At 66.1% G+C, this 25,639-nt stretch carries 22 protein-coding genes and 1 pseudogene; 11 read left to right on the top strand and 12 right to left on the bottom strand.

The window, feature by feature from the left end; all coding sequences use genetic code 11:
* Positions 1-67 precede the first annotated feature (67 nt).
* Entirely contained in the window at positions 68-952 is an 885-nt protein-coding gene (locus U1839_RS10740; protein WP_443030606.1) for a LysR family transcriptional regulator, read from the bottom strand.
* 91 nt (positions 953-1,043) lie between these two features.
* Here U1839_RS10740 and U1839_RS10735 point away from each other — a divergent pair, with 91 nt between their 5' ends.
* The 7 genes from U1839_RS10735 (at position 1,044) to U1839_RS10705 (ending at position 7,685) form a co-directional block, all read left to right on the top strand.
* On the top strand, positions 1,044-2,195 hold the full coding sequence (locus tag U1839_RS10735) for an isovaleryl-CoA dehydrogenase (RefSeq protein WP_332803631.1): 1,152 nt from the start codon (positions 1,044-1,046) through the stop codon (positions 2,193-2,195).
* Entirely contained in the window at positions 2,192-3,793 is a 1,602-nt protein-coding gene (locus U1839_RS10730) for a carboxyl transferase domain-containing protein (protein ID WP_332803630.1), read from the top strand. The genes U1839_RS10735 and U1839_RS10730 overlap by 4 nt, the downstream gene beginning before the upstream one ends.
* An 89-nt stretch (positions 3,794-3,882) precedes the next feature.
* Positions 3,883-4,284 carry an endonuclease domain-containing protein gene (locus U1839_RS10725; protein WP_332803629.1) on the top strand — a complete coding sequence of 134 codons (402 nt, stop codon included), beginning with the start codon at positions 3,883-3,885 and terminating at the stop codon, positions 4,282-4,284.
* Positions 4,281-4,760 carry a nuclear transport factor 2 family protein gene (locus U1839_RS10720; RefSeq protein ID WP_332803628.1) on the top strand — a complete coding sequence of 160 codons (480 nt, stop codon included), beginning with the start codon at positions 4,281-4,283 and terminating at the stop codon, positions 4,758-4,760. Before U1839_RS10725 ends, U1839_RS10720 begins: the two co-directional genes overlap by 4 nt.
* On the top strand, positions 4,760-5,296 hold the full coding sequence (locus U1839_RS10715; RefSeq protein WP_332803627.1) for a hypothetical protein: 537 nt from the start codon (positions 4,760-4,762) through the stop codon (positions 5,294-5,296). The genes U1839_RS10720 and U1839_RS10715 overlap by 1 nt, the downstream gene beginning before the upstream one ends.
* Entirely contained in the window at positions 5,293-7,230 is a 1,938-nt protein-coding gene (locus U1839_RS10710) for an acetyl/propionyl/methylcrotonyl-CoA carboxylase subunit alpha (RefSeq protein WP_332803626.1), read from the top strand. Before U1839_RS10715 ends, U1839_RS10710 begins: the two co-directional genes overlap by 4 nt.
* A gap of 68 nt (positions 7,231-7,298) precedes the next feature.
* Positions 7,299-7,685, top strand: a complete 387-nt coding sequence (locus tag U1839_RS10705; protein WP_332803625.1) for a GNAT family N-acetyltransferase — start codon at positions 7,299-7,301, stop codon at positions 7,683-7,685.
* A 77-nt stretch (positions 7,686-7,762) separates the two neighbouring features.
* Here U1839_RS10705 and U1839_RS10700 read toward each other — a convergent pair whose 3' ends face one another.
* The 10 genes and pseudogenes from U1839_RS10700 to U1839_RS10655 form a co-directional block, all read right to left on the bottom strand.
* Positions 7,763-8,116, bottom strand: a complete 354-nt coding sequence (locus U1839_RS10700; RefSeq protein ID WP_332803624.1) for a hypothetical protein — start codon at positions 8,114-8,116, stop codon at positions 7,763-7,765.
* A 467-nt stretch (positions 8,117-8,583) separates the two neighbouring features.
* On the bottom strand, positions 8,584-8,943 hold the full coding sequence (locus U1839_RS10695; protein WP_332803623.1) for a HesB/IscA family protein: 360 nt from the start codon (positions 8,941-8,943) through the stop codon (positions 8,584-8,586).
* Positions 8,944-9,078: 135 nt separating this feature from the next.
* Complete coding sequence (locus U1839_RS10690) at positions 9,079-9,561, bottom strand: SUF system Fe-S cluster assembly protein (protein ID WP_332803622.1); 483 nt, start codon at positions 9,559-9,561, stop codon at positions 9,079-9,081.
* Between the two features lie 8 nt (positions 9,562-9,569).
* Entirely contained in the window at positions 9,570-10,760 is a 1,191-nt protein-coding gene (locus U1839_RS10685; RefSeq protein WP_332803717.1) for an aminotransferase class V-fold PLP-dependent enzyme, read from the bottom strand.
* Between the two features lie 215 nt (positions 10,761-10,975).
* Positions 10,976-11,728, bottom strand: a complete 753-nt coding sequence (locus U1839_RS10680) for a SufD family Fe-S cluster assembly protein (RefSeq protein WP_332803621.1) — start codon at positions 11,726-11,728, stop codon at positions 10,976-10,978.
* A 211-nt stretch (positions 11,729-11,939) separates the two neighbouring features.
* Positions 11,940-12,683 carry a Fe-S cluster assembly ATPase SufC gene (gene sufC / locus U1839_RS10675; protein WP_332803620.1) on the bottom strand — a complete coding sequence of 248 codons (744 nt, stop codon included), beginning with the start codon at positions 12,681-12,683 and terminating at the stop codon, positions 11,940-11,942.
* Positions 12,677-13,354: an endonuclease domain-containing protein gene (locus U1839_RS10670; RefSeq protein ID WP_443030603.1), complete on the bottom strand. Its 678-nt coding sequence runs from the start codon at positions 13,352-13,354 to the stop codon at positions 12,677-12,679. The genes sufC and U1839_RS10670 overlap by 7 nt, the downstream gene beginning before the upstream one ends.
* On the bottom strand, positions 13,354-14,817 hold the full coding sequence (gene sufB, locus U1839_RS10665) for a Fe-S cluster assembly protein SufB (protein ID WP_332803618.1): 1,464 nt from the start codon (positions 14,815-14,817) through the stop codon (positions 13,354-13,356). The genes U1839_RS10670 and sufB overlap by 1 nt, the downstream gene beginning before the upstream one ends.
* A gap of 149 nt (positions 14,818-14,966) precedes the next feature.
* Positions 14,967-15,362 (bottom strand): annotated as a pseudogene (locus tag U1839_RS10660) (SUF system Fe-S cluster assembly regulator); the annotation flags it as partial.
* A 282-nt stretch (positions 15,363-15,644) separates the two neighbouring features.
* Positions 15,645-16,502: a helix-turn-helix transcriptional regulator gene (locus U1839_RS10655; RefSeq protein WP_332803617.1), complete on the bottom strand. Its 858-nt coding sequence runs from the start codon at positions 16,500-16,502 to the stop codon at positions 15,645-15,647.
* Positions 16,503-16,733: 231 nt separating this feature from the next.
* On the opposite strand from U1839_RS10655, the gene U1839_RS10650 reads away from it, so the two are divergent.
* From U1839_RS10650 to U1839_RS10640, 3 genes are read left to right on the top strand one after another with little or no spacing between them, the layout of a single operon-like run.
* Positions 16,734-17,774 carry a quinone-dependent dihydroorotate dehydrogenase gene (locus U1839_RS10650; protein WP_332803616.1) on the top strand — a complete coding sequence of 347 codons (1,041 nt, stop codon included), beginning with the start codon at positions 16,734-16,736 and terminating at the stop codon, positions 17,772-17,774.
* Between the two features lie 32 nt (positions 17,775-17,806).
* Positions 17,807-19,525 carry a gamma-glutamyltransferase gene (ggt, locus tag U1839_RS10645; RefSeq protein ID WP_443030602.1) on the top strand — a complete coding sequence of 573 codons (1,719 nt, stop codon included), beginning with the start codon at positions 17,807-17,809 and terminating at the stop codon, positions 19,523-19,525.
* A 52-nt stretch (positions 19,526-19,577) separates the two neighbouring features.
* Complete coding sequence (locus U1839_RS10640; protein WP_332803615.1) at positions 19,578-21,362, top strand: AMP-dependent synthetase/ligase; 1,785 nt, start codon at positions 19,578-19,580, stop codon at positions 21,360-21,362.
* 208 nt (positions 21,363-21,570) lie between these two features.
* Here U1839_RS10640 and U1839_RS10635 read toward each other — a convergent pair whose 3' ends face one another.
* Entirely contained in the window at positions 21,571-24,447 is a 2,877-nt protein-coding gene (locus U1839_RS10635) for a M16 family metallopeptidase (RefSeq protein WP_332803614.1), read from the bottom strand.
* A 279-nt stretch (positions 24,448-24,726) separates the two neighbouring features.
* On the opposite strand from U1839_RS10635, the gene U1839_RS10630 reads away from it, so the two are divergent.
* Positions 24,727-25,578, top strand: a complete 852-nt coding sequence (locus U1839_RS10630) for an aspartyl/asparaginyl beta-hydroxylase domain-containing protein (RefSeq protein ID WP_332803613.1) — start codon at positions 24,727-24,729, stop codon at positions 25,576-25,578.
* The last annotated feature ends 61 nt before the right edge of the window (positions 25,579-25,639 follow it).

The following is a 25,639-nucleotide window of genomic DNA, read 5'->3' as shown; positions in this document are numbered from 1 at the left end:
TTGTCGGTGTATGAGTTGGCGGATACACCGCGCCAACCGGTTACGCCAGATACCAGTTGGTCGCCGCTCAGCCGCTGACCACGGGTTCCTTGAGCGTACGCAGCAACGCCTGGACGACCTCGCTGCCGGCGAAGGCAGCGGAATCGGCGTGCGCCGCCGGCACGATGCCGATCGTGCGCGTGAAGGTGAAATCGACCAGCGCCGGCCGCACCACGCCGGGGTGGCGGAAGCTATCGGGCATCACCGTCACGCCGAGACCGCGGCGGACGAGCGCCAGCGCGCGGTCCTCGCTCGTCGTGCGCGCGGCAAAGAACGGGCGCACGCCGTGGCTGGTGAAATAACGGCTCGTCTCGGACAGCAGTTCGCAGTGCCGGCGCACGATCATGACATTGTCGGCGAGCTGGCCCGGCGCGATCACCGGCAGATGCGCCAGCGGATGATCGGCCGCCATCGCCAGCGCATAGCCTTCCGTGAACAGCGGCATGGCCGATGAGCGATCGCGCTCGCCCCGCAGGATGGTGACCGCGGCGTCGACGCGGCCGCGCGCGAGGCGTTCGTTGAGATCGCGCTCGCTCGCTTCGACGAGTTCGAGCCGGGTCGTCGCCCCTGCGCGCCGCAGGTCGATCAGCACCGCCTCGATCAGCGGCGTCGGGATCGTCGCGAGCACGCCGAGGCGAAAGGTCGCGCGCCCCGGGGATTCGTCGGCGGCGCGCTCGGCGACGAGGAATTCCGCCTCGATCCGCCGCGCATGCGCGGCAAAGTGCGCGCCCGCCTCGGTCAGCTCGACGCGCCGGCTGGTACGGCGCAGCAGCACCCGGCCGAGCTCGCGCTCGAGCTTGGCGATGCCGACCGACAACGTCGGCTGCGACACGCCGCACGCATCGGCCGCGCGCGAGAAATTGCCCTGGTCGATGACGGCCAAAAGATAACGCAGCAGATAGCGGTCAATCATAGATGCCATCTATAGCATGGCCGCAAGAGGTTCAATTTTTACCACGCAGTCCGACGTGCTATCGCCGCAGCAGGATTGGGTGGAGAGACTGATGGCCATGACCCTGGATTTCGCCCTGGGCGAAACCGCCGACATGATCCGCGACACGACGCAGCGTTTCGCGACCGACAAGATCGCGCCGCTCGCCGCGAAGATCGATGCCGAGGACTGGTTCCCGCGCGAACTGTGGCCGGCGATGGGCGAGCTCGGGCTGCACGGCATCACCGTCGCCGAGGAAGATGGCGGGCTCGGCCTCGGTTATCTCGAACATGTCATCGCCTGCGAGGAAGTCAGCCGCGCCTCGGCCTCGATCGGGCTGAGCTACGGTGCGCACTCCAATCTGTGCATCAACCAGATCGCACGCTGGGCCAACCCCGAGCAGAAGGCCAAATATCTTCCCAAGCTGATCTCGGGCGAGCATGTCGGCAGCCTCGCCATGTCGGAAAGCGGCGCCGGTTCCGACGTCGTGTCGATGAAGCTGCGCGCCGAGCCGGTGCAGGGCGGCTATGTCCTCAACGGCACCAAATTCTGGATCACCAACGCGCCCTATGCCGATACGCTGGTCGTCTATGCCAAGACCGGGGACGGGTCGCGCGGCATCACCACGTTCCTGATCGAGAAGGACATGCCCGGCTTCGCGATCGGCCAAAAGATCGACAAGATGGGGATGCGCGGCTCGCCGACCGCCGAGCTGGTGTTCACCGATTGCGAAGTTCCTGAAGAAAATATCATGGGGCCGACCAATGGCGGCGTCGGCGTGCTGATGAGCGGGCTCGATTATGAGCGCACTGTGCTCGCCGGCATCCAACTCGGCATCATGCAGGCGTGCCTCGACGTGGTTCTCCCCTATGTCCGCGAGCGCCAGCAGTTCGGCAAGCCGATCGGCGCGTTCCAGCTGATGCAGGCCAAGATCGCCGACATGTATGTCGCGCTCAATTCGGCGCGCGCCTATGTCTATGCGGTGGCGCGCGCCTGCGACGCGGGCAAGACGACACGCTTCGACGCCGCCGGCGCGATCCTGCTGGCGAGCGAGAATGCCTTCAAGGTCGCCGGCGAGGCGGTGCAGGCGCTGGGCGGCGCGGGCTATACCAAGGACTGGCCGGTCGAACGCTTCCTGCGCGACGCCAAGCTGCTCGACATCGGCGCCGGGACCAACGAGATACGCCGCATGTTGATCGGCCGCGAACTGATCGGAGCCGCATGAGCGCGCCGGTCCTCGACACTCGCCTGTCGCCCGACAGCGAGACCTTCCGCGCCAATGCCGCGCACAACCGCGCGCTGGCGGAGAAGGTGCGCGCCGATGTCGCGCAGGCCGCGCTGGGCGGCAACGAGAAGAGCCGCGAGCGCCACACCAGCCGCGGCAAACTGCTGCCGCGCGACCGCGTCGAGCGGCTGCTCGACCCCGGCAGCCCGTTCCTCGAAATCGGCCAGCTCGCCGCCAACGATCTCTATGACGGCGAGGTGCCCGGCGCCGGCATGATCGCCGGCATTGGCCGAGTCTCGGGCCGGCAATGCATGATCGTGTGCAACGACGCGACGGTGAAGGGCGGCACCTATTATCCGATGACGGTCAAGAAGCATCTCCGCGCGCAGGAGATCGCCGAGGCCAATATGCTGCCGTGCATCTATCTGGTCGATTCGGGCGGGGCGAACCTGCCGCACCAGGCCGAGGTGTTCCCCGACCGCGACCATTTCGGGCGGATCTTCTTCAACCAGGCCAATATGTCGGCCAAGGGCATCCCGCAGATCGCCTGTGTGATGGGCAGTTGCACCGCGGGCGGCGCCTATGTCCCGGCGATGTCCGACGAAACGATCATCGTGCGCGGCCAGGGCACGATCTTCCTTGCCGGCCCACCGCTGGTCAAGGCGGCGACCGGCGAGGTGATCTCGGCCGAGGAACTGGGCGGTGCCGACACGCATGGCCGCAAGTCGGGCGTGGTCGACCATGTCGCCGAGAATGACGAACATGCGCTGACCATCGTGCGCGACATCGTCTCGACGCTGGCGCCGCAGGTGATGACGGGCGTCAACATCAAGGACCCGCGCCCGCCGAAATTCGACACCGAGGAACTGTACGGCATCGTGCCGCAGGATGTGCGCGCGCCGTATGACGTGCACGAGGTGATCGCGCGGCTGGTCGACGGCAGCGAATTCCACGAGTTCAAGGCGCTCTACGGTACCAGCCTGGTGTGCGGCTTCGCGCATATCTGGGGCCTGCCGGTGGCGATCCTCGCCAATAACGGCGTGCTGTTCAGCGAGAGCGCGGTGAAGGGCGCGCACTTCATCGAACTCGCCTGCCAGCGCCGCATCCCGCTGCTGTTCCTGCAGAACATCTCGGGCTTCATGGTCGGCGGCCGCTACGAGGCGGAAGGCATTGCCAAGCACGGCGCCAAGCTCGTCACCGCGGTCGCCACCGCGACCGTGCCCAAGATTACCGTGCTGATCGGCGGCAGCTTCGGCGCGGGCAATTACGGCATGTGCGGGCGCGCCTTCGCCCCGCGCTTCCTGTTCAGCTGGCCGAACTCGCGTATTTCGGTGATGGGCGGCGAACAGGCCGCCGCGGTCCTCGCCACCGTCCACCGTGATGCCGACAGCTGGAGCGAGGAACAGGCCGAGGCCTTCAAGGCCCCGATCCGCCAGCGCTACGAGGACGAGGGCAATCCGTGGCACGCGACGGCACGGCTGTGGGACGACGGCATCATCGACCCGGCGCAGACGCGGGATGTGCTGGGGTTGGCGTTTGCGGCCACGCTCAACGCGCCGATCCCGGAGCGCCCGGCGTTCGGTGTGTTCCGGATGTGATTGCGCACGACGCCAAGATTCCTCCCCGGAACGGGGAGGGGGACCGCGCGAAGCGCGGTGGAGGGGCTGGTCGGACGCTTACCGGGCCAATGCAGACCGTCGCGCGCGCACGCCGCCTGCGCCGGGAAATGACCCTGCCCGAAGTCCTGTTGTGGATGGAACTGCGCAAGCGCCCGAGCGGATTGAAATTCCGGCACCAGCATCCGGCGGGCCAATATGTTCTGGACTTCTATTGCGCGAGCGCGCGCCTCGCCATTGAAGTCGATGGCGAAGCGCATAACCACGGCGACCGGCCCGAAAGGGACATTCGGCGTGACGCGTGGCTCGCGCGAGAAAATGTCCGCGTCCTTCGTATCCCGGCAAAGGTGATCCTGGATGACGTGGCCGCCGCAATCGCGCACATTGTGGCACAGGCGTCGCCCGACCAGCCCCTCCACCATGCTTCGCATGGTCCCCCTCCCCGTTCCGGGGAGGAACTGAAAGGACAATGATGATCCTCCCCCTGCTCCTCCTCGCCGCGCAGATCACCCCGGTCCAGCCGATCGTGAAGGGCACCGCCCTGCCGCCGCCGGGCAGCGAGGAAGCCGGCGTGATGGTGCCGGTCAACGGGCTGCTCGCCGGCATTGCCGCGCGCGATGGCCAGGCGATGGCGAAATATCTCCGCGCCGACGGCAACGCGACCGTCGCGACCGAGAAGCCCGACGGCACGCGCACCATCACCCATATCACCGCCGCCGACCTGCTCGCGCGCTTCACGCCGGGGCCGGAAAAATATGACGAACGCCTCACCGACCCTGCGATCGAGATCGACGGCGACATCGCGATGGTGTGGTCGCCCTATACCTTCGCGATCGACGGCAAGGTGCATCATTGCGGCGTCGACCATTTCTCGCTCGTCCGCGAAGCCGGCAGCTGGAAAATCGCCAATCTCAGCTGGTCGTCGCGTACCACCGGCTGCGCCGGCTGATGCGTCCGGCGCTCGTCCTGCTCGCGCTTGTGCTTGCGCAGGCCGCGCACGCGGCGCCGGATCGCTACAAGCCGATGCTGTCGATATCATACGAGCGCTACGAGAGGCTGATCAACCGGTTGATTGCGCACCCGCCGAGGCTGAGCAAGGCCCGGTTACCGGAGGGGTTCAAGATCGGCCGGTGCCTGCTCGTGGTCGACGGGCGAACCCTAATCTCGGGCCCGTGCAGCTATTCCATCGCTACGCGCGCGAGCGTGCCAATGCAGCCCGGCGACTTCGAGTTTCACGGCCCGCACCAGGTCTATGCCGGCATCGATTATCCAGAGCCCGAAATCTATGCGGAACACATCTCGACCGATTATTTCGTACAGGTCGATCATGCGCTGCTGGACGACGGGTCGACCGGCACCGGCTGGGAAGCGCACTGGAACGAGGACAAGGGCGCGACGCACGCGCAATCCGAACTCGGCCCCGTGACGCGCAAGGGCGCCTGTTACAGCAATGCGAGGACCAGGATTTGTCTGTGGAAAAAATGATCCAGTCCGTGCTCATCGCCAATCGCGGCGAAATCGCCTGCCGCATCATCCGCACCGCGCGGGAGATGGGGATCCGCACCGTCGCGGTCTATTCGGATGCCGATGCCAAGGCGCTGCACGTGCGCCAGGCCGACGAGGCGGTGCATATCGGCCCCTCCCCGGCGCGCGAGAGCTATCTCGTCGGCGAGAAGATCATTGCTGCGGCGAAGGCGACCGGTGCCGAGGCGATTCATCCCGGTTATGGCTTTCTGTCGGAAAATGCCGATTTCGCGCAGAGCGTGATCGATGCCGGGCTAATCTGGGTCGGGCCGCGACCCGACAGCATCCGCGCGATGGGCCTGAAGGACGCCGCCAAGGAACGCATGATCGCCGCCGGCGTGCCCGTGACGCCGGGGTATCTCGGCGCGAATCAGGACCCGGCGCATCTCCAGGCCGAGGCGGCCAAGATCGGTTATCCGGTGCTGATCAAGGCGGTCGCCGGCGGTGGCGGCAAGGGCATGCGGCGCGTCGATGCGGCGGCGGACTTTGCCGATGCGCTGCTGTCGTGCCAGCGCGAGGCCGCCGCGTCGTTCGGTGACGATCGCGTGCTGATCGAGAAATATATCCTGAGCCCGCGCCACATCGAGGTGCAGGTGTTCGGCGACAGCCATGGCAATGTCGTCCACCTGTTCGAGCGCGACTGCTCGCTGCAGCGCCGCCACCAGAAGGTGATCGAGGAAGCCCCCGCCCCCGGCATGGACGAGGTGACGCGCGCCGCAATCTGCGACGCCGCGGTGCGCGCGGCGAAGGCGGTGGACTATGTCGGCGCAGGCACGATCGAGTTCATCGCCGACGCCAGCGAGGGCCTTCGCGCCGACCGCATCTGGTTCATGGAGATGAACACGCGGCTGCAGGTCGAGCATCCGGTGACCGAGGAGATTACCGGGCAGGATCTGGTCGAGTGGCAGTTGCGGGTCGCGTCAGGCGAGTCGCTGCCGAAGCGGCAGGACGAGTTGGCGATTGATGGCTGGGCGATCGAAGCGCGGCTCTATGCTGAGGACCCGTCAAAGGGTTTCCTCCCCTCCACCGGCCGTCTCGATTTCTTCGATATCGGCGAGAGCCACATTGTGCGGATCGAAACCGGCGTCGGGCTCGGCAGCGAAATATCGCCCTATTATGATCCGATGATCGCCAAGATCGTCGCTAAAGGCCGCACGCGCGACCGCGCCGTTTATCAACTGGCGGCGGCTTGCCGGAATTCGATCATCGCGCCGGTCAAGACCAACGCGGCCTTCCTCGCACGGGCGCTTTCACATCCGGATTTTGCCGCCGCCAATATTGATACCGGCTTCATCGCCAAGCACGAGGCGGAACTTGTTCCTGACGGCAAGCCGTCACGCAATGTCATCGATTCCGCCGCGATGGCGGTGCTGCACGCCGAAATGGGCGATGCAGAGTCGGTGCAGTTGTGGCGTTACGAAAGCCGCCGCGCGCCTCAGCCCTATGTCGGGTCGGTGTGGCGCTCGCTGGCCGGGTTTCGACTAGCGGCTGAGGACCGCATGCGGATCGCGCTCAGCCGCGACGGCGGGACCTTCGTCATCGACCGTCCGATTGACAAGCCGGCGATGCTTTCGACGATCATCAAGGACGACCAGATCCTCGTTGCGGACATGGGTGAGAGCTTCCTCTTCACGCGCGAGCGTCCGTCGGGCGTCACCGCCGGCGCGGCGGGCGACGGCGCGATCCTCTCCCCCATGCCCGGCCGCATCATCGCCGTCGCGGTGGCGGCGGGCGATACCGTCACCAAGGGACAGAAGCTCGTCACGCTCGAGGCGATGAAGATGGAGCATTCGCTGACCGCGCCGTTCGACGGCACCATCGCCGAACTCGACGCCGAGACCGGCGCGCAGGTCAGCGAGGGCAAGATGCTGGTGCGCGTGGAGAAGGCGGCCTGAGCGCGCTCGCTATCCGCGAGGCGAGGCGCGACGACCTGCCGGCGATCGTCGCGCTGCTCGCCGACGATGTGAACGGCGCGAAGCGCGAGGACGCCAGCCTGCCGCTCGACCCCGGCTATGGCGCGGCGTTCGACGCGATCCATGCCGACCCCTACCAGATGCTCGTCGTTGCCGAGCGCGACGGGCGCGTCATTGGCACGCTGCAACTCTCCTTCCTGCCCGGCCTGTCGCATCGCGGCACGTGGCGCGGGCAGATAGAGGCGGTGCGCATCGCCAGCGACCTGCGCGGCCAGGGGCTGGGCGCTGAGTTGATCGCCTGGGCGGTGGCGGCATGTCGCGCGCGGGGGTGCCGGATGGCGCAGCTTACCTCCAAGAGCGATCGGCTGGATGCGCATCGTTTCTATGAGCGGCTCGGCTGGGAAAAGAGCCACGCCGGGTTCAAGCTGATGCTGTGAACTCCCTCCCCTTCGGGAAGGAGAGGGAGGATTTCATCGGGCTAGTTCGGCGACTTCATTGTCAGAGCCGCGCGGGCTTAAGGGTTGATCTGAACGAAATCCACGTCTTCGGCCCCTGAAATCAGCGTGCAGGTCCCCTTGCCAACGACGTAGACATTCTTGGCGTCCTGCTCCGCCCTGATAATATTTTGGTAGATCGCCGCCCCGCTCGCCGTCGATGTGTTGATGGTGAACTGATGGTTGACGTTGCAGGTCGACCATGGCGAGTTGGGTGCAGAGCCGATCGTGAAAAGCACATTGCCCGACTGAAAGGCAACGACTGCTGTGATCGTGTTGAGCCCGGAATAGGTCGGCGTCGCGAAAGCCGCGGAAGGGAGGGTGGCCAGCGCGAGGCCGACGATCGATACCTTCAGCGAAGTCCAGATTTTCATAATGATTCTCCGTGCCACAGGACGGTGTCGCGAGATGGCGATACCGCTTCACCTGCGCGACTCATGTAAGTGGCACGGGGAGTATTTACTCCAACATTCTACAGTAAATCCAACATATTAGGAGAATAATAGCCGATGATGCGGGCTATTTCGGGACATTGCTCGGCTTTCATTTGATCAACGATTGTTCGGCCGAAAGGTGGGGTTTGAGCGTCAGACGCGCCGTACAAAGGCAGACGGTCTCGAGCCGCGCCACTTCGATGAGCGGCTCGGCTGGGGCAAGAGCAATGCCGGTTTCAAGTTCTACTTGGCGGATTGATGCACGTCTTCTCCCTCTCCCCCTTGGGGGAGAGGGCCGGGGAGAGGGGGTGGCCCAGAACGCAACGTCCGCGTCACTGCCCCTCTCCCGCCTTCCCCCGGCTTGCGCCGGGGTCGGCACCCTCTCCCCTGAAGGGGAGAGGGGAAACTCACACCGTAAAGCTCTCCCCGCACCCACAGGCACCCTTGGCATTGGGGTTATTGAACACGAAACCGGCGGCGAAATCGTCCTCGACCCAGTTCATCGTCGAGCCGACCAGATAAAGAATCGACCCGCCATCGACGAACAGCGTGCCGCCGCGCGTGTCGATGCGTTCATCGAACGGCTTGGCCTCGCTGACATAGTCGACCGAATAGGCCAGCCCCGAACAGCCGCGCTTGGGCGTCGACAGCTTGACGCCGACCGCACCCTCGGGCGCGCGCGCCATGAGGTCGGCGATGCGCGCCTCGGCCGAGGGGGTTAGGATCAGCGCGGCGGGGCGCGGGCGGCGAGTCGTGGTCGTGGTCATTTTCCGTTCCTTCCTCCCCTCCCGCCTGCGGGAGGGGACCGAGGGGTGGGCGCCCGGTTTCTACAAGCGATGCGCTCGTGGAGGGCGGGAGCCCACCCCCAACCCCCTCCCGTAAACGGGAGGGGGCTAAAATTGCTACAGCATCCCCAGTTCGAGTCGCGCCTCGTCGGTCATCTTGGCCGGGTCCCAGGGCGGATCCCACACCAGATTGACGTCGGCGGTGGCGATACCGGGCACGGTGCTGACGCGCAGCTCGACCTCGCCCGGCATCGATTCGGCCACCGGGCAATGCGGCGTGGTCAGCGTCATGGTGACGGTGGCATGGCCTTCGTCGGTGACGTCGACGCCGTAGATCAGCCCGAGATCGTAGATGTTGACCGGGATTTCCGGGTCGTAAATGTCCTTCAGCGCCTCGACCACGCCCTCATACAGCGCGCCGCCCGGGCCGCTCGCCGATTCCGCGACAGGCTTCTGCGCGAGAAAACCTTCGAGATAGTCGCGCTTGCGCCCGAAGCTTTCCGTCACGCTCGACGGCTTTTCGGCCGCCTCGACGCGCGCCTTGGGCGGCGCCTCGACCGACGTAACTTCCTCGACTTCAATTTTGCGTTCTTCGTTCATGCCGAACCCTACCCGAAAATCCGTGTTACGCGTTCGATGCCCGCGACCAGCGCGTCGATGTCGGCCGCGTTGTTGTACACCCCGAAACTGGCCCGCGCCGTCGCCGGCACGCCAAGCACATCCATCAGCGGCTGTGCGCAATGATGCCCGGCGCGGATCGCCACGCCCGCCTCGTCCAAGATGGTGCCGATGTCGTGCGGATGCACGCCACGAATCGCAAAGCTGACGATGCCGGCCGATTCCGCCGGCCCGAACAAGGTGACCGAATTGATCCGGCCGAGCACCTCGCGTGCCTGTGCGACCAGTGCGGTCTCGTGCGCATGGATGCGTTCGAGCCCGATGCCTTCGACATAGTCGATCGCCGCCGCCAGCCCGAGCGCGCCGACGATATGCGGCGTGCCCGCCTCGAACCGTGCCGGCGGCGGCGCGTAGGTCGTTTTGGCGAAGGTCACGCGGTCGATCATCGCGCCGCCGCCCTGCCAGGGCGGCATAGCGTCGAGCAGTTCCGCCCTGCCCCACAGCACGCCGATCCCGGTCGGGCCGTAAAGCTTGTGGCCGGAGAAGACGTAGAAGTCGCAACCGATCTCGGCGACGTCGACCGGCAGCCGCGCCACCGCCTGGCAGCCGTCGAGCAGGATCTTCGCGCCAACCGAGTGCGCGATCGCGGTCGCGCGCTTCACGTCGAGCATCGAGCCGAGCACGTTCGAGACGTGCGCCAGCGCGACGAGCTTGTGCGCCGGGGTGATCATCGCCGCCATCGCGTCGAGATCGATGCGATGGTCGGTCGTCAGCGGCACGACGTCTATACCCAAGCCGATGCGCTCGGCGACCAGCTGCCACGGCACGATGTTGCTGTGATGCTCGAGCGTCGAGAGCAGGATGCGGTCGCCCGCCTTGAGCTGCGTGCCCGCCCAGCATTGCGCGACGAGGTTGATCGCCTCGGTCGCGCCGCGCACGAAGACGATCTCGTCGGTTTTGGCGCCGATGAACTTCGCGGTCTTCGCGCGCGCGGCCTCGAACGCCAGCGTCATGTCGGCCGAGCGCTGGTACACGCCGCGATGCACCGTGGCGTAGGTCGTGTCATAACCGCGCGTGATCGCGTCGATCACGACCTGCGGCTTCTGCGCGGTCGCGGCGGTGTCGAGGTACGACCAGCCGGCAGGAATGGCCGGGAAGTCGGCGCGGACGTCGAGTAAAATTTCACTCCCCTCCCACTTGCGGGAGGGGCTGGGGGTGGGCGCCCGATCTCCCGAAGCGCCGTCGTTCGAGGTGAGCGCGAGCCCACCCCGGGCCCAGTGATCAGAGCCAACAGGGTCGGGATTGCCCCCGGCAATCCCTAAATCATCCTGGGGGGATGATTTACCCTGCTTGCGCCGATCACTCGCAAGCGGGAGGGGGGAAGAAAGAACGCCACTCACAGCAACCGCTCCAGCGCGGCCTGCGCCGCTGCCTCGACCCGCTCGCGCTCGGCCTGGTCGGCGATCCCGTCGAACACCGAACCGATGAAGGCGCGCAACAACAGCGCCTTGGCCTCGGCGGGCGGCAGGCCGCGACTGGCCAGATAGAACAGCGCCTGCGCATCAAGCTCGCCGACGGTGGCGCCATGCGCGCATTTCACGTCATCGGCGAAGATCTCGAGTTCGGGCTTGGCGTTGGCGGTGGCGGTGCGCGTCAGCAGCATCGCCTTGACCGACTGGCCGGCATCGGTCTTCTGCGCGCCGCGTGCGACCGCGACCTTGCCGAGAAAGGAGCCGGTCGCCATGCCGCCAAGTACGGAGCGCACGACCTGGTTGCTGGTCGCATTGGGCTCGATATGGTTGAGCGTGGTGACAATCTCCAGCGTCTGCTCGCCGCCACCGAGGATCGCCCCGCCAAGCTCGAAATGCGAGCCCTCGTGGCAGGTCACGTCGATCGCCACACGGCCATATTTGCCGCCAATGTTGAGCACATGAAATGTCGCGGTCGCGCCGGCGTACAGCACGACACGGAAATCGCGGATCGCGACGGCATCGAGCGCGACATCCTGGACGATGACGCGCGTCAACGACTCGCCCGCGGCGACCTCGATCAGCTCGGCCGCCGGCACGGGCCACACCGAGGCGACCGCCGCCAGATCGGCATAACGCCACGCCTCATCGTGCCGCGTGGGAACAGCGAGGGCGTCCATCAAAACACCTCCCCGGTACGGAGCATCGGGTTGGACTGCCCCCGGCAGTCCAAGATCATGCCGGGGGCATGATCGACCCAATGCTGGGGACCGCCGGCGTAGCCGGTGGTGGAGGGAGCGTCGCCGCAGACGGAGCGCCCGTGGCACGCCCCCTCCACCATGCTGCGCATGGTCCCCCTCCCCGTACCGGGGAGGTGTTTTTGGTGCGTCATCACGCCGCCACCGCCGCATAGCCTTCGGCTTCAAGCTCATGCGCCAGTTCCGGCCCGCCCGAGCGCACGATGCGCCCATCCGCCAGCACATGGACGAAATCGGGTCGCACATAATCGAGCAGCCGCTGGTAGTGCGTGATCAGCACCACCGCCTTGTCGGGCCGGCGCATGATGCGGTTGATGCCTTCGCCGACGATGCGCAGCGCGTCGATGTCGAGGCCGGAGTCGGTCTCGTCGAGGATCGCCAGCTTCGGGTCGATGATGCCCATCTGCACCATCTCGTTGCGCTTCTTCTCGCCGCCCGAGAAACCGACATTGACCGGGCGCTTGAGCATCTCGGCGTCCATCTCGAGCTTCGCCGCCTCGCCGCGCGCCAGCTTGAGGAACTCGGCGCCCGACAGCGGCTTCTCGTCACGCTGCTTGCGCTGCGCGTTCAACGCCTCGCGCAGGAACTGCACGTTCGACACGCCGGGGATCTCGACCGGATACTGGAATCCGAGGAACAGCCCCGCCGCAGCGCGCTCATGCGGCGCCAGCGCGAGCAGGTCCGCGCCGTCGAAACTCACGCTGCCCGCGGTAACCTCATAACCGGGCCGCCCGCCGAGCACATAACCCAGCGTCGACTTGCCGGCGCCGTTCGGCCCCATGATCGCATGCACCTCGCCCGCATTGACGCTGAGCGAAAGGCCCTTGAGGATTTCCTTGCCGTCGATTTCGGCGTGGAGGTTTTCAATTTTCAGCATGAAGGTTTCGCGTCCAGATCCCAATGTGAGTCGTTCTCAAACTTGAGGCCGACCTTTTCGAGTAATTGATTTAGCTTCGACAGATCACCTGAAGCGCGCACCCGATCGTATTCGTCGCGCAGGCCAGCATCGAAAAGACGCTCATTCACCGTCATTCCCGAATAATCGTTCGCCATCTGCGCTTCGCCCTCTTCAAGCCCCTCCCCTTCAGGGGAGGGGTTGGGGTGGGGCCTCTCCCAGCGAACCGACGTCTCGTTCAGCACGGCACCGATCGCATGAACGACACCCTCGATATTGGTCATCACGTCGAGATTGCTCACCCGAACCACGCGATACCCATCGCGCGCCAGAACCTCGTCGCGTAGCCGATCCTTCGCGTCGTCATGCGTGTCGCCATCGACCTCAACGATCAGCGCCCTTTGCGGGCACAGAAAATCGGCGATGAACCACCCAACCACAGACTGTCGGCGAAACTTGAAGCCGTCTAGCTGACCATTGCTCAATTGCCGCCACAGCCGCTTTTCCGGCTCGGTCGGGCTGCTGCGCATGTGCGCGGCGCGTTCGTGCAACTGCGCGAGCTTCTCGGCGGAGAGGCCCCACCCCCTGCCCCTCCCCTGAAGGGGAGGGGTGTCAAGGCGTCGCGCGTCATCCTGGGGACTCAGCGCAGACATCACCCCACGCTCCCCTCGAGGCTGATCCCCAGCAGCTTCTGCGCCTCGACCGCGAACTCCATCGGCAGCTGCTTGAGCACGTCACGCGCGAAGCCGTTGACGATCAGCGCCACCGCCGCCTCCTGGTCGAGCCCGCGCTGCATCGCGTAGAACAGCTGGTCGTCGCTGATCTTCGAGGTCGTCGCCTCATGCTCGATCTGCGCGCTCGGGTTGCGCACCTCGATATAGGGCACCGTATGGGCGCCGCACTGGTCGCCGAGCAGCAGACTGTCGCACTGGGTGAAGTTGCGCACGCCCTCCGCGGTCGGGCCGACGCGGACCAGCCCGCGATAGGTATTGTCCGAGCGCCCCGCGCTGATCCCCTTCGACACGATGGTCGAGCGGCTGTTCTTGCCGAGATGGATCATCTTGGTGCCGGTATCGGCCTGCTGGCGGTTGTTGGTGACCGCGACCGAATAGAATTCGCCGACACTGTTCTCGCCCGCCAGCACGCAGCTGGGATATTTCCAGGTGATCGCGCTGCCGGTCTCGACCTGGGTCCAGCTGACCTTGGAATTCTTGCCCTGGCACAAGGCGCGCTTGGTGACGAAATTGTAGATCCCGCCCTTGCCCTCGGCATCGCCCGGATACCAGTTCTGCACGGTCGAATATTTGATCTCGGCATCGTCCAGCGCGACCAGCTCGACCACGGCGGCATGGAGCTGGTTTTCGTCGCGCATCGGCGCGGTGCAGCCTTCGAGATAGGAGACGTAAGAACCCTTGTCGGCGACGATCAGCGTGCGTTCGAACTGGCCGGTATTTTCGGCATTGATGCGGAAATAGGTGCTCAGCTCCATCGGGCAGCGCACGCCTTCGGGGATGTAGACGAAGGTGCCGTCGGAAAAGACCGCGCAGTTGAGCGCCGCGAAATAATTGTCGTGCTGCGGCACGATCTTGCCGAGCCATTTCCTGACCATGTCGGGATATTCGCGGATCGCCTCGCTGATCGAGCGGAAGATCACCCCCGCAGCTTCGAGTTCCTTGCGGAAGGTCGTCGCGACCGAGACGCTGTCGAACACCGCGTCGACCGCGACGCGGCGCGCGCCTTCGACGCCGGCGAGCATCTCCTGCTCGGCGATCGGGATGCCGAGCTTTTCATAGACGCGCAGGATCTCGGGATCGACCTCGTCGAGGCTGCCGAGCTTGGGCTTGGCCTTGGGCTCGGCGTAATAATAAGCGTCCTGATAATCGATCGGCGGCACGTTGAGCTTGGCCCAGTCGGGCGGCGTCATCGTCAGCCACAGGCGGTACGCCTTGAGCCGCCAGTCGAGCATCCATTGCGGCTCGTTCTTCTTGGCCGAGATGAAGCGCACGGTGTCCTCGCTCAGGCCCTTGGGCGCGAACTCCTGCTCGATGTCGGAATGGAAACCCCATTCATAGGTCTTGTTGGCGGCGGCATGCGCCTCGGCGTTACGCGTGGCCATTATACTACTCCCACCTGACTCCCCTCCCGCTCGCGGGAGGGGTTGGGGGAGGGCGTTTGCTCACCACCAACTGTGACTTTTGAGGATGACGACAGGCCACCCCCAGCCCAGTGACCGGCACCAGCAAGCGGGAGGGAAGAATGAGAGGAAGACAGCGTCGCCAAACTCACCCCCGCCAGCGCCCCGCGCACCGCGCCGTTGACGGCATTCCAGTGCGGCTTGACCCGGCAATTGCCCTCGACCACGCAATCATGGCTGCCGGCATCGACACAGGCGGTCAGCGCGATCGGGCCCTCGATCGCCTCGACGATATCGGCGAGGCTGATCGTCGCCGGCGGCCGCGCGAGGCGAAAACCACCACCGGTGCCGCGCGAACTCTCGATCAGCCCGGCGGTCGACAATTTGCTGACCAGCTTCTGCACCGTCGGCAACGGCAGCCCCGTCTCTTCCGCCAGCAACGTGGCGTTGAGCCGCGTCGCACCGCATACGCGGGCGGCGGCGGACATCATCACCACGGCATAGTCGGCAAGGCTGGAAAGACGCATCGACTCTCAATCGGATAGAAATGATCCGATTGCCATGTGGGCGCTGCGCTGCGATGGGTCAACCCACTTCTTCATACCTCCCCGGAACGGGGAGGGGGACCGCGCGCTTCTTCAGCGCGTGGTGGTGGGGGATCGCCGCAAGCGCACTGCCTGCGGCAAGCCCCCTCCACCATGCTTCGGATGTGTTCGAGCGAGATCGTGTTCCCCGAACACGATCTTGGCTTGCCGAGGGCAAGCCAAAGCTCAAACACCCTCCCCGTTTCGGGGAGGTATTGAGAAAAGTCAGGTCCGGCTCACCAGCGGGCTTACCCGGTCGCCCAGCGCAGTGCGTTGCGCGGTGACGAGTTGCGACAGCAGCGTCGGCTCGGCATGGAACTGGCGCGGCGTCATGCCGGTGAATTGCTTGACCTCGCGGATCATATGCGACTGGTCGTAAAAGCCGCGCTCGATCACGTCGTCGAGCGTCTCGACTTCGGAGGCCAGCGCCACCGCCGCCTTGAGCGCGCGATATTTGCGCGCCAGCATCTTGGGCGGGGCGCCGTACATCGCCTTGCACTTGCGCTCGACCTGGCGCCGCGACAGCCCGGTGATCGCGATCAGATCGTCCATCGCCGGCGAGGGCGAATCGGCCAGCCAGCCATCGACCTGCCGCACGAAGCGCAGCGCCCCGGTGCAACGTTCCTGGATCAGATAGCGGACGAGCGGCTCGGCGATCGCCACGCATTGCTCGACCGTCGTCGCCTGTTCGAACGCTAGATAGGCCGCGCGCAGGCGCGCCGCACCGAACAGGCCGATCGCGTCGACGGTGCGGTTGAGCATGCTCGATGCGTCGATGCCGAGCATCGCGGTCCACCCCGCCGCGGTCAGCCCCATGCCGAACAGCCGCAACGGCCCGATCGCCCGGCCCTTGACCGGCCCGCAGGTCGGGCCGAGCACATGGATCTCGCTCGATGGCTGTACCACCCCGTCGGCAAAGGCATATTGCGACGCGCCGGGCGACAGGCGAAAGCGCAATTGCGCATAGTCGGCGCGTTCGACATCCTCGAAAATGGGAATATCGGCGCGGAAGTAATAGAAAAGCGTGACGTATTCCGTCAGGTCTGCGGCCGGGACCGCATAGTCCAGCTTGATATCGACCACGATCTGCGCCCCGTCTTTTTTCTGGGACGAAGCCTAACCTGTCCGAACGACAAAGAAAAGTGGCCCGGATGGTTACCCATCCGGGCCAAAGTGAAAGAGCCTCCCGTCAGGGAACCTCTTCGGGTCGCAAGCACGGTTTAGCCCGGCTCGGACGCGCTGTATTGGATGAAAACGTCAAGATCGCATCGATCGCTTTGACCGCCCGCGCCGCGGCTGGCAGGAGGGAGCGCGATGCTGTTTCCGCTGATCCGCCCCGCTTTGTTCGCGCTCGATGCCGAGCGCGCGCATGGCCTGACGATTGCCGCGCTTGCCGCCTGGGGCGGGCGCGGTGCCGCCGGCCCGGTTAACGATCCGCGGCTCGCAACCACCGTCGCGGGGCTGGGCTTCGCCAATCCGGTCGGCCTCGCCGCCGGGGTCGACAAGGACGGCCGCGCGATCGACGGCTTTTTCGGACTCGGTTTCGGCAGCGTCGAGATGGGCACGCTCACCCCGCTGCCACAGCCGGGTAACCCGCAACCTCGGCTGTTCCGGCTGGTCGAGGATGCGGCGGTGATCAACCGCATGGGCTTCAACAATGGCGGCCTCGCCGCTGCGCTGCCGCGTGCGCTCGCGGCACGGCGGCTTGGGCGGCTCGGCATCAATGTCGGCGCCAACAAGCACGCCACTGATCGCATCGCCGACTATGTCGCCGGGGTCGAACAGGCGGCGCGGATCGCCGATTATGTCACGATCAACATCAGCTCGCCCAACACGCCGGGCCTGCGCGACCTGCAGCACGGCGCCGCGCTCGCCGAACTGCTTGCCGCCGCCGATGCGGCGCGGCGCATGCCGATCCAGCGCCCGCCGCTGTTCCTCAAGGTCGCGCCAGATCTCGCGCCGGCCGAGATCGATTCGATCGCCCGCACCGCGATCGAGCATGGCGTCGATGCGCTGATCGTCGGCAACACGACCGTCTCACGGCCCGCGCTGCACTCGCCGCTCGCCGACGAGACCGGCGGCCTGTCCGGCGCGCCGCTTGCCCGGCTGGCGCGCCAGCGACTGGCCGATTTTCGTGCCGCGACCGGCGGCGGCATCGCCCTCGTCGCCGCCGGCGGAATCGATTCGGGTGCGGAAGCCTATGCACGCATCCGCGCCGGCGCGAGCCTCGTGCAACTCTACAGCGCGTTGGTGTTCCACGGTCCGGGCCTGGCGCGGCGCATCGCACGCGATTTGTCGGCGCTGCTGGCGCGCGACGGCTTCGCCAATGTCGCCGACGCGGTCGGGGCCGGTTGACGTAGCGGCCTCCCCCGCTACGCTTTGCGCCGATGATCAACCGCCTTTTCGCATTCGCCCTGTTCCTGCTGTTCCCGCTCGTCGCGCAGGCGCAGGGTATGGTCAGTTCCGCCGATCCGCGCGCCAGCGCGGCCGGCGTCGATATCCTCAAGGCGGGCGGCAGCGCAACAGATGCGGCGATCGCGACGATGCTCGCGCTGAACGTCGTCGAGCCGCAGAGCTCGGGCATCGGCGGCGGCGCCTTCATTGTCCATCATGACGGCAAGCGCGGCACCCTGGCGACCTTCGACGGCCGCGAGGCCGCCCCGAAAGCCGCCGACGCGCACTGGTTCTATGGCCCCGACGGCAAGCCGCTGACGATTTTCACCGCCGTCCCCGGCGGCCGCAGCGCCGGCGTGCCCGGCGACCTGCGCGCGATGGCGCTGGCGCATCAGCGCTATGGCCGCCTGCCCTGGGCGCGGCTGTTCGCCCCGGCGATCCGCTTTGCGCGTGACGGTTTTGCCGTTTCGCCCCGGCTGCACAACATCATCGGCAGTTTCAGCCGGCACGTCGACCCGTGGGCACGCGGCCACTTCCTTGGCGCCGATGGCCAGCCACTGCCGGTCGGCGCGATCCTGAAAAGCCCGGAGCAGGCGGCACTGTTCACCCGCATCGCGCAGCGTGGCGCGGGCGCCTTCTACACCGGCCCGACTGCCAAGCGGCTCGTCGCCACGGTCAATGGCGCGACGCACAACCCTTCGAAGATGACGCTGGCCGATCTCGCGAACTACCGCGCGAAGGAACGCGCCCCGGTCTGCGGGACCTATCGCAGCTACCGCATCTGCGGCATGGGCCCGCCCTCGTCGGGCGGGGTGGCGGTGCTGCAGATCCTCAAGCAGCTCGAACGCTTCGACATGGCGGCGCTGGGCAAGGACAGCCCGGTCGCCTGGCACCTGTTCGCTGAATCCGAGCGCCTCGCTTATGCCGATCGCGACATGTATCTCGGCGATCCCGATCATGTCACGGTGCCAGTCAAGGGCCTGACTGAACCCGCCTATCTCGCCGCGCGTTCGGCGCTGATCTCGCCCGACACGACCATGGCGACCGTCACCGCCGGGTCGCCGGCGGGCGCCCCGCCGCGCGTCAAGGCGCCGAACGCCGACGTACCCGGCACGACCGATCTGGTCGCGGTCGATCGCCACGGCAATGTCGCCGAAGTGACGACGACGATCGAAAGTCCGTTCGGCTCGGGGCTCTCGGTCGATGGCGTGATGCTCAACAACGAGCTGACCGATTTCGACTTCGTGCCCGAGCGCGACGGCTATCTCGTTTCCAACCGCGTGCAGGGCGGCAAGCGCCCGCGCAGCTCGATGTCGCCGACGATCGTCTACGACGCTCAGGGCAAGGTGCGCATCGCGCTCGGCGCGGCGGGTGGCTCGACGATCATCGCACAGGTGTCCAAGGCGCTGGTCGCGGTGCTCGACTGGAACATGTCGGCGCAGGACGCGATCGCGCTCGGGCTGCTCTACGCGCCCGGCCATACCGCGGTCGCCGAGAAAGGCACACAGCTCGAGGCGATGGTGCCCGCGCTACGACAACTCGGCGAATCGGTGCAGATTGCCCCGCTCGGCCTCAAGGCCAATGCGATCGAGCGTGTCGGGGGCCGCTGGGTCGGCGCCGCCGATCCGCGCAGCGAAGGCGTGGCGATGGGCGAGGATGGCAGCGTCACGACCATCGTCCGCGCTGGTGCACAGATCCGCCCGCCCGAATGATTCACGACAAACGCAGCCGAACACGGCGCGCCCCTCCCCGGGAGAGATGATTTTGCGAACGCTCGAACACTTCCCCAATCTCGTCACCATGTTCCTGACGCGTGCACGCGAGAAGGGCGAGGCGCCCTTTCTGTGGCACAAGGCCGGCGGCAGCTGGGTCTCGACCAGCTGGGCCGAGGCGGCACACCAGGTGGCAAGCCTCGCCACGGGCCTCAAGGCGATCGGTCTGGTGCCGGGCGACCGTGTCATGCTGGTCAGCGAGAACCGCCCCGAATGGTGCATCAGCGACCTCGCGATCATGGCCGCCGGCTGCATCACCGTGCCGACCTACATCACCAACACCGAACGCGACCACACCCACATCATCGAGAATAGCGGTGCCAAGGCGGTGATCGTCTCGACCGCCAAGCTCGCCAGGACGCTCCTGCCCGCGGCGATCCGCGCCTCCGAAGCCAAGATCGTCATCGGCATCGAGGATCTGCGCATCGGCCAGAGCGGCAGCCTCGATGTTCATGGCTGGCACAAGCTGATCGCCGACCATGCCACCGACCCTGCGCAGCTCACGATCACCGCGACACGCGAGGACACCGCGTGCATCATCTATACCTCGGGCACCGGCGGCGCGCCGCGCGGCGTGAAGCAGCATCACGGCGCGATCCTGCACAACGTCAATGGCTGCTGCACCGTTATATCGGAGGATTTCGGTTGGGGCGACGAGGTGTTCCTGTCGTTCCTCCCGCTCAGCCACGCCTATGAACATAGCGGCGGCCAGCATTTCCCGATCGGGCTGGGCGGACAGATCTATTATGCGGAAGGGTTGGACAAGCTCGCCGCCAATATCGAGGAAACGCGCCCGACCATCATGGTCGTGGTGCCGCGTCTGTTCGAGGTGCTGCGCACGCGCATCACCAAGTCGGTCGAGAAGCAGGGCAAGCTCTCCAGCTACCTGCTCGACCAGGCGCAGCGTGTCGGCGCCAAGGCCTATGACGGCAAGCTGTCATTGCGCGATCAGCCGATGCGACTGCTCGTCAATGCGACGCTCAAGCCCAAGATCCAGCAGCGTTTCGGCGGGCGGATCAAGGCGATGGTCTCGGGCGGTGCGCCGCTGACGCCCGAGGTCGGCATCTTCTTCCAGTCGCTCGGCCTCACCTTCCTGCAGGGCTATGGCCAGACCGAGGCAGCGCCGGTCATCTCGTGCAACCGACCCTCGGTCGGCCTGCGCATGGACACCGTCGGCCCACCGCTCGCCAATACCGAGGTACGCATCGCCGAGGACGGCGAGATCCTCGTGCGCGGCGAACTGGTGATGCACGGCTATTGGAACAACCAGGCCGAGACCGACCGCGTGCTGAAGGACGGCTGGCTGCACACCGGCGATATCGGGTTGATCGACGACAAGGGCCGGATCAAGATCACCGATCGCAAGAAGGACATCATCGTCAACGACAAGGGCGACAATGTCGCGCCGCAAAAGGTCGAGGGCATGCTCACGCTGCAGCCGGAGATCGTCCAGGCGATGATCTATGGCGACCGCAAGCCCTATATGGTTGCGGTGCTGGTGCCCGATCCCGAATGGACGCAGGAATGGTGCGCGAAGAACGGCGATGCCTGCGACTTCAAGCGGTTGGCGGAGAACAGCGAATACCGCACCGAACTCGGCCACGCGGTCGAGCGCGTCAACAAGGACCTGTCGGTGACCGAGCGGATCCGGCGCTTCATCCTCGCCGATGGTCCGTTCACGATCGAGAACGAGCAGCTGACGCCCAGCCTCAAGATCCGGCGCCACATCCTGAAAGAGGTCTACGGGCCTAGGCTGGACGCCCTGTACAAAGGGTAACCAACCCCAAGCGGCATAACACTCTCAAGCCCCTCCCCTTCAGGGGAGAGGTTGGGGTGGGGCCTCTCCCCAAACGCGGCGCTTGCGGCACTGCCCCACCCCCAACCCCTCCCCTCCCTTGAAGGGAAGGGGCTATAGGTGCTTATCCGCGAGATACGGCATGCCTCCCTCTCGCTGCTGCCCCGCGAACCCAGGGAGGAAATCAGGGTTATTTCGCCTTCGGGACGACCTGCATCGTCCAGTCGTTCTCGGGCTTGAGATATTTGGCGGCGGTCGCCTGCAAGTCCGCGGCGGTCGCCGCGGCAACGTCCTGGTAAACGCTGCGGACCGCCTGGATCCGCGCCGGGTCGAAGGTCGACCCGGCGAGCTGGTTCATCCAGAACTGGTTGCCGGTCGACTGGCGCAGGATCAGCTGCGTCATCGGCCCGATCGTGCGCTTCAGTTCGTCGTCGCTGACCGGATGGGCAACGAGATCGGCGGCAATCTCACGCGCGAGCTTGAAGAACAGCGGCAGGTTCTCTGGCGCGACCTGGCCGATCGCCACCATGCGACCGCCGGCGGGCGAACCAACCGGCCAGTCGTTGGAGACGTTCGGGCTGTAGCTCGCGCCAGCCTCGGAGCGCAGTCGATCGAACAGCCGGTCGGAGAAGATGTTGGCGAGAATCTCGAGCCGGCGCGATTCATCGATCCCGCCGATGCCCCCGCCCGTCGGCCAGGCGATCACCGCGACCGCGCGATCCTTCGCGCCGTCATGCGTGCGCACCACCGGCGTCGCGACATGTGCCGGGAAACGCACCGGCGGAGGCGCCATGTTGCTGCCGGTTCGCGCCGGCAGGGCGCCGAAACTCTTCGCTACCGCCTCGACTGTCTTGTCGGCGTTGATGTCGCCGAACACCGAAACCTCGATCGGTCCGCTGGCCAAGAGCGGCGCCCATAGCGCCTTGAACGCTTCGGGCGTGGCGGCAGCGATGTCGGCGCGCGGCGGCGTGCCCCAGCGCGGATCGCCATCATGCAGCAATGATTCGAGATCGCGTCCAAGCACCTGATCGGGCGACGAATCGAGCGAGTCATAGGTCGACGACAAATAGGTCCGCGCCCGCAGTACCGGGTTAGGGTCCCAACCCGGCACCGCCAGTTTCGCCGCGAACAGCCGCAGCTGATCCTCGAGATCGGCCGGCGAGGTCATCGCCCCCATCGTGAAGGCGTCGTCGTCGATCGCGAAGTCGAAGCCCATCCGGCGCCCGGCGGTCATCTGGTCGAGATCGCCCTGCTTGAGCGCACCGATGCCGCTCTGCATCAGTGCGAGCGGCGCGGGCCAGATCGGCGAGCGTCGATCGGCCGGCAGCGCGCCATAGCCGCCACCGAAGCGGACGCGGACATAGACGCGGCTCGCTTCGGAACTCGAACTGTTGAGCAACAGCCGCACGCCATTGGCAAAGGTGACGCGCTCCAGCTTGAGCTCGAACAGGTCGAGCTTCTCGCGGCTGGCGACGACGCCCGGCTTGCCGAGCTTTGGCAATTTGGAGAAACCGATCGAGGCCTGCGCGGCACGCGCGCCGCTGCCCTTGACGGTGCCGTTGATCGCGGCGGCCAGCTTCGTCGCAAGACCGTCGGCCGGCGTGTGAACGTTCAGCACGGCACGCGTCGTCACGCCCTTGAACACGCGCTGCGTCGCCGCGAAAACGCGCGCCGGCGAGAACATGCCCTTGCGCTTGGCATCGAGAAACACGCCATTGATCGTCGCGGCGGAGGTGGTGGTTTCGCGGATATCGACCGCCTGGACCATGTCGTCGGCAAGCTTCGACCCGGCATCGACCTGCGCGGTCTGCATCATCGTACGGAACGACTCGCCGCGCTCGGCGAGTTCCTGGTCGATCTCGGCCTTGGACGGCGGTGCCGACAGCGCATCGGCAATGACCGCGCGCGCGTCCTTCAACGCAGCCTCCCAATCGTCGCCGACCGGCTGGACCGACAGGAAGGTGCCGTTGATCGAGCGCGCAAGATCGTCGAGCGAGACCTGCGCGACGAGATAGCTGGCGCCGGCACGGGCGCGACGCTCGAGCCGGCGATTGATCACGTCGAGCGCGACCTGATCGACGAGCCGGTCCTGGTTGAAGATCACCGTGTCGTCATTGTATTTCCACGGGCGCAGCGTGGCCGAGCGCACGAGCACCGGCAGCCCGGGTTCGACGACCGCCGCGGTCGACTGCTCGACCGGCGCGGGCTTGCCGAAATCCGGTTCGGCCGGCTTGGGGCCAATGCCTTGCCAGCCACCGAAATGCTGCGCGACAAGCTTTTCGAACAAGGCCGGATCCATGTCGCCCGACACGACGACCACGGCACGCTCGGGCCGGTACCAGCGATCGTGGAAGGCACGTACCGTATCCGCGGTGGCGGCGTTGAGCGTCTTCAGCGTACCGATCGGCTGGCGCTGCGACAGCGGCTGGCCGGCAAACAGGGTGGAGAACATCGTATCGCCGAAATGGGTCTGCGGCCCGAGGCTCTCGCGCCGCTCGGCCAGCACCGCGGGCCGCTCGGCATTGAGCGCCGCCGATGTGATATTGGGTTTCGTGACCATGCCGGCGAGAATCTTCATGCTCTCGTCGAGGCCGCCCTCGGTCGCGCTGGGCAGGTCGAGCTTGTAGGTCGTGCCGGTAAAGGTCGTCTCGGCATTGTTGTCCGAGCCGAAGGTCGCGCCGAAGCGCTGCCAGATGCGCTTGGCTTCGCCATCGGGGACATATTCGGAGCCGCGGAACGAGAGATGCTCGATGAGATGGGCGTAGCCGCGCTCGCCATCGGTCTCCATCAAGGAGCCGGCGTCGATGCGGACGCGGATCGAAACCTGCCCCGGCGGCACGCCGTTGCGACGCACGGCATAGCGTACGCCATTGCTGAGCGTGCCGAAGCGCCACGCCGGATCGGGCGCGATGTCGCTGCCGCGGTAAAGCCACGCGCTGCGATCGACGATGTAGCGCTCGGCGGCGCCATGGGCGGCGGCCCCCTCCTGGCCAATGGCCTGGGGCGCGATGGCGACGAGCAGCGGGGCGGCGAGAAGGACGCGGAACACGCGAGAGGCTAAGTTCATGACGCGCAACCTAGGGAGGTGGCCGGAGACTGGCAACGCCCGTGAAGCACGCGCCTTGCTTTCGCGAGGCTGAACCGGGTTTGCGACGGTCCCGCGGCATATGCGTACATCACCGAAGAGACCGCGCAGACATGGTCGGATATTCCCATCTTCCCGCCATGATTTCGACCAACTGTCGGGCTAGCCCCGGGACAGTCATCTTGGACAAGTTCTAGCAACGGTGGCCGGCGCCGGGTTACGCGGGGGGGAAGGCTCGGCCCGGGGTGTGTGGAGGCAATAGTGAACGCAGTGAAAACCAGGGACGGCGCGACCGGATTGCGGCATGATTCGGGCGCGCAACCGCGCATCCCCGACGTGACGGCGGTCTCCGGCGCGCCGCATCCCGACGCCGAGTTCAAGGCGGAAAGCGGCCGCCCGCTGGTCCTGCGCATCGGCAAACATCTGCGCGGCTTCTTCGATGCGCTGATCTCATCTTCCTCGCTCGTCACCAACGACCCCGTGCTCGACATGCGCGACTTTGCCTGGACGCAGCTCCTGCGCGACCAGTGGGAAGCAATCCGCGACGAGGCGGTGTCGGTCGCGCTCCAGCCCGAAGCGGCGCCGAGCCTGGCGACGATCTCGCCCGACCACCGCGCGATCGCCAAGGTCAATATGTGGCGCTCGTTCTTTTTGTGGGGCTATGGTTACCCGGTCGACGAGAATCTCGCGCGCTGCCCGGCAACAACGAAGGTGATCCAGCAGATTCCCGGGCTGAACACGGCGTTCTTCTCGATTCTTGCGCCCGGCACGCACATTCCCGACCATCGCGGCGTCACCAAGGCACTGATTACCTGCCATCTCGGCCTGATCGTGCCCAGGGACGGCGATGTGCGGATGCGCGTCGACGACCGTATCCTGCGTTGGGGCGAAGGCGAAACCTTGGTGTTCGACGACACCTATCAGCACGAGGTGTGGAACGACACGGAGAATACCCGCGTCGTGTTGCTGATCCAGTTCGCCCGCCCGCTGCGCAATCCCGGCAAGTGGATCGCCGACTCCTTCCTCAAGCTGATCCGCCGCACCGCCTTCGTCAAGGAAGCGCGCGACAACGTGCTCGCCTGGAACGCGGCGGTGAAGCAAATGGATGTCTGACCCGGCCTGACCTCCGGGCCGGCGCGAACCGCCCTGCCGTCGGTTGTCATCAAGGGTTTGC

This window comes from Parasphingomonas halimpatiens, from assembly GCF_036663795.1.
GTDB lineage: Bacteria > Pseudomonadota > Alphaproteobacteria > Sphingomonadales > Sphingomonadaceae > Sphingomonas.
Note: the sequence above shows the minus strand (reverse complement) of the source record. Positions and strands in the feature narration are given on the sequence as shown.

Coding starts and splice junctions, on each gene's coding strand:
- U1839_RS10680 (WP_332803621.1), bottom strand. CDS start 11,728: ATGGACGCCCTCGCTGTTCCCACGCGGCACGATGAGGCGTGGCGTTAT.
- U1839_RS10700 (WP_332803624.1), bottom strand. CDS start 8,116: ATGAAAATCTGGACTTCGCTGAAGGTATCGATCGTCGGCCTCGCGCTG.
- U1839_RS10735 (WP_332803631.1), top strand. CDS start 1,044: ATGGCCATGACCCTGGATTTCGCCCTGGGCGAAACCGCCGACATGATC.
- U1839_RS10730 (WP_332803630.1), top strand. CDS start 2,192: ATGAGCGCGCCGGTCCTCGACACTCGCCTGTCGCCCGACAGCGAGACC.
- U1839_RS10690 (WP_332803622.1), bottom strand. CDS start 9,561: ATGAACGAAGAACGCAAAATTGAAGTCGAGGAAGTTACGTCGGTCGAG.
- U1839_RS10715 (WP_332803627.1), top strand. CDS start 4,760: ATGCGTCCGGCGCTCGTCCTGCTCGCGCTTGTGCTTGCGCAGGCCGCG.
- U1839_RS10695 (WP_332803623.1), bottom strand. CDS start 8,943: ATGACCACGACCACGACTCGCCGCCCGCGCCCCGCCGCGCTGATCCTA.
- sufB (WP_332803618.1), bottom strand. CDS start 14,817: ATGGCCACGCGTAACGCCGAGGCGCATGCCGCCGCCAACAAGACCTAT.
- U1839_RS10725 (WP_332803629.1), top strand. CDS start 3,883: ATGCAGACCGTCGCGCGCGCACGCCGCCTGCGCCGGGAAATGACCCTG.
- U1839_RS10635 (WP_332803614.1), bottom strand. CDS start 24,447: ATGAACTTAGCCTCTCGCGTGTTCCGCGTCCTTCTCGCCGCCCCGCTG.
- U1839_RS10720 (WP_332803628.1), top strand. CDS start 4,281: ATGATGATCCTCCCCCTGCTCCTCCTCGCCGCGCAGATCACCCCGGTC.
- ggt (WP_443030602.1), top strand. CDS start 17,807: ATGATCAACCGCCTTTTCGCATTCGCCCTGTTCCTGCTGTTCCCGCTC.
- U1839_RS10710 (WP_332803626.1), top strand. CDS start 5,293: ATGATCCAGTCCGTGCTCATCGCCAATCGCGGCGAAATCGCCTGCCGC.
- U1839_RS10650 (WP_332803616.1), top strand. CDS start 16,734: ATGCTGTTTCCGCTGATCCGCCCCGCTTTGTTCGCGCTCGATGCCGAG.
- sufC (WP_332803620.1), bottom strand. CDS start 12,683: ATGCTGAAAATTGAAAACCTCCACGCCGAAATCGACGGCAAGGAAATC.
- U1839_RS10740 (WP_443030606.1), bottom strand. CDS start 952: ATGATTGACCGCTATCTGCTGCGTTATCTTTTGGCCGTCATCGACCAG.
- U1839_RS10670 (WP_443030603.1), bottom strand. CDS start 13,354: ATGTCTGCGCTGAGTCCCCAGGATGACGCGCGACGCCTTGACACCCCT.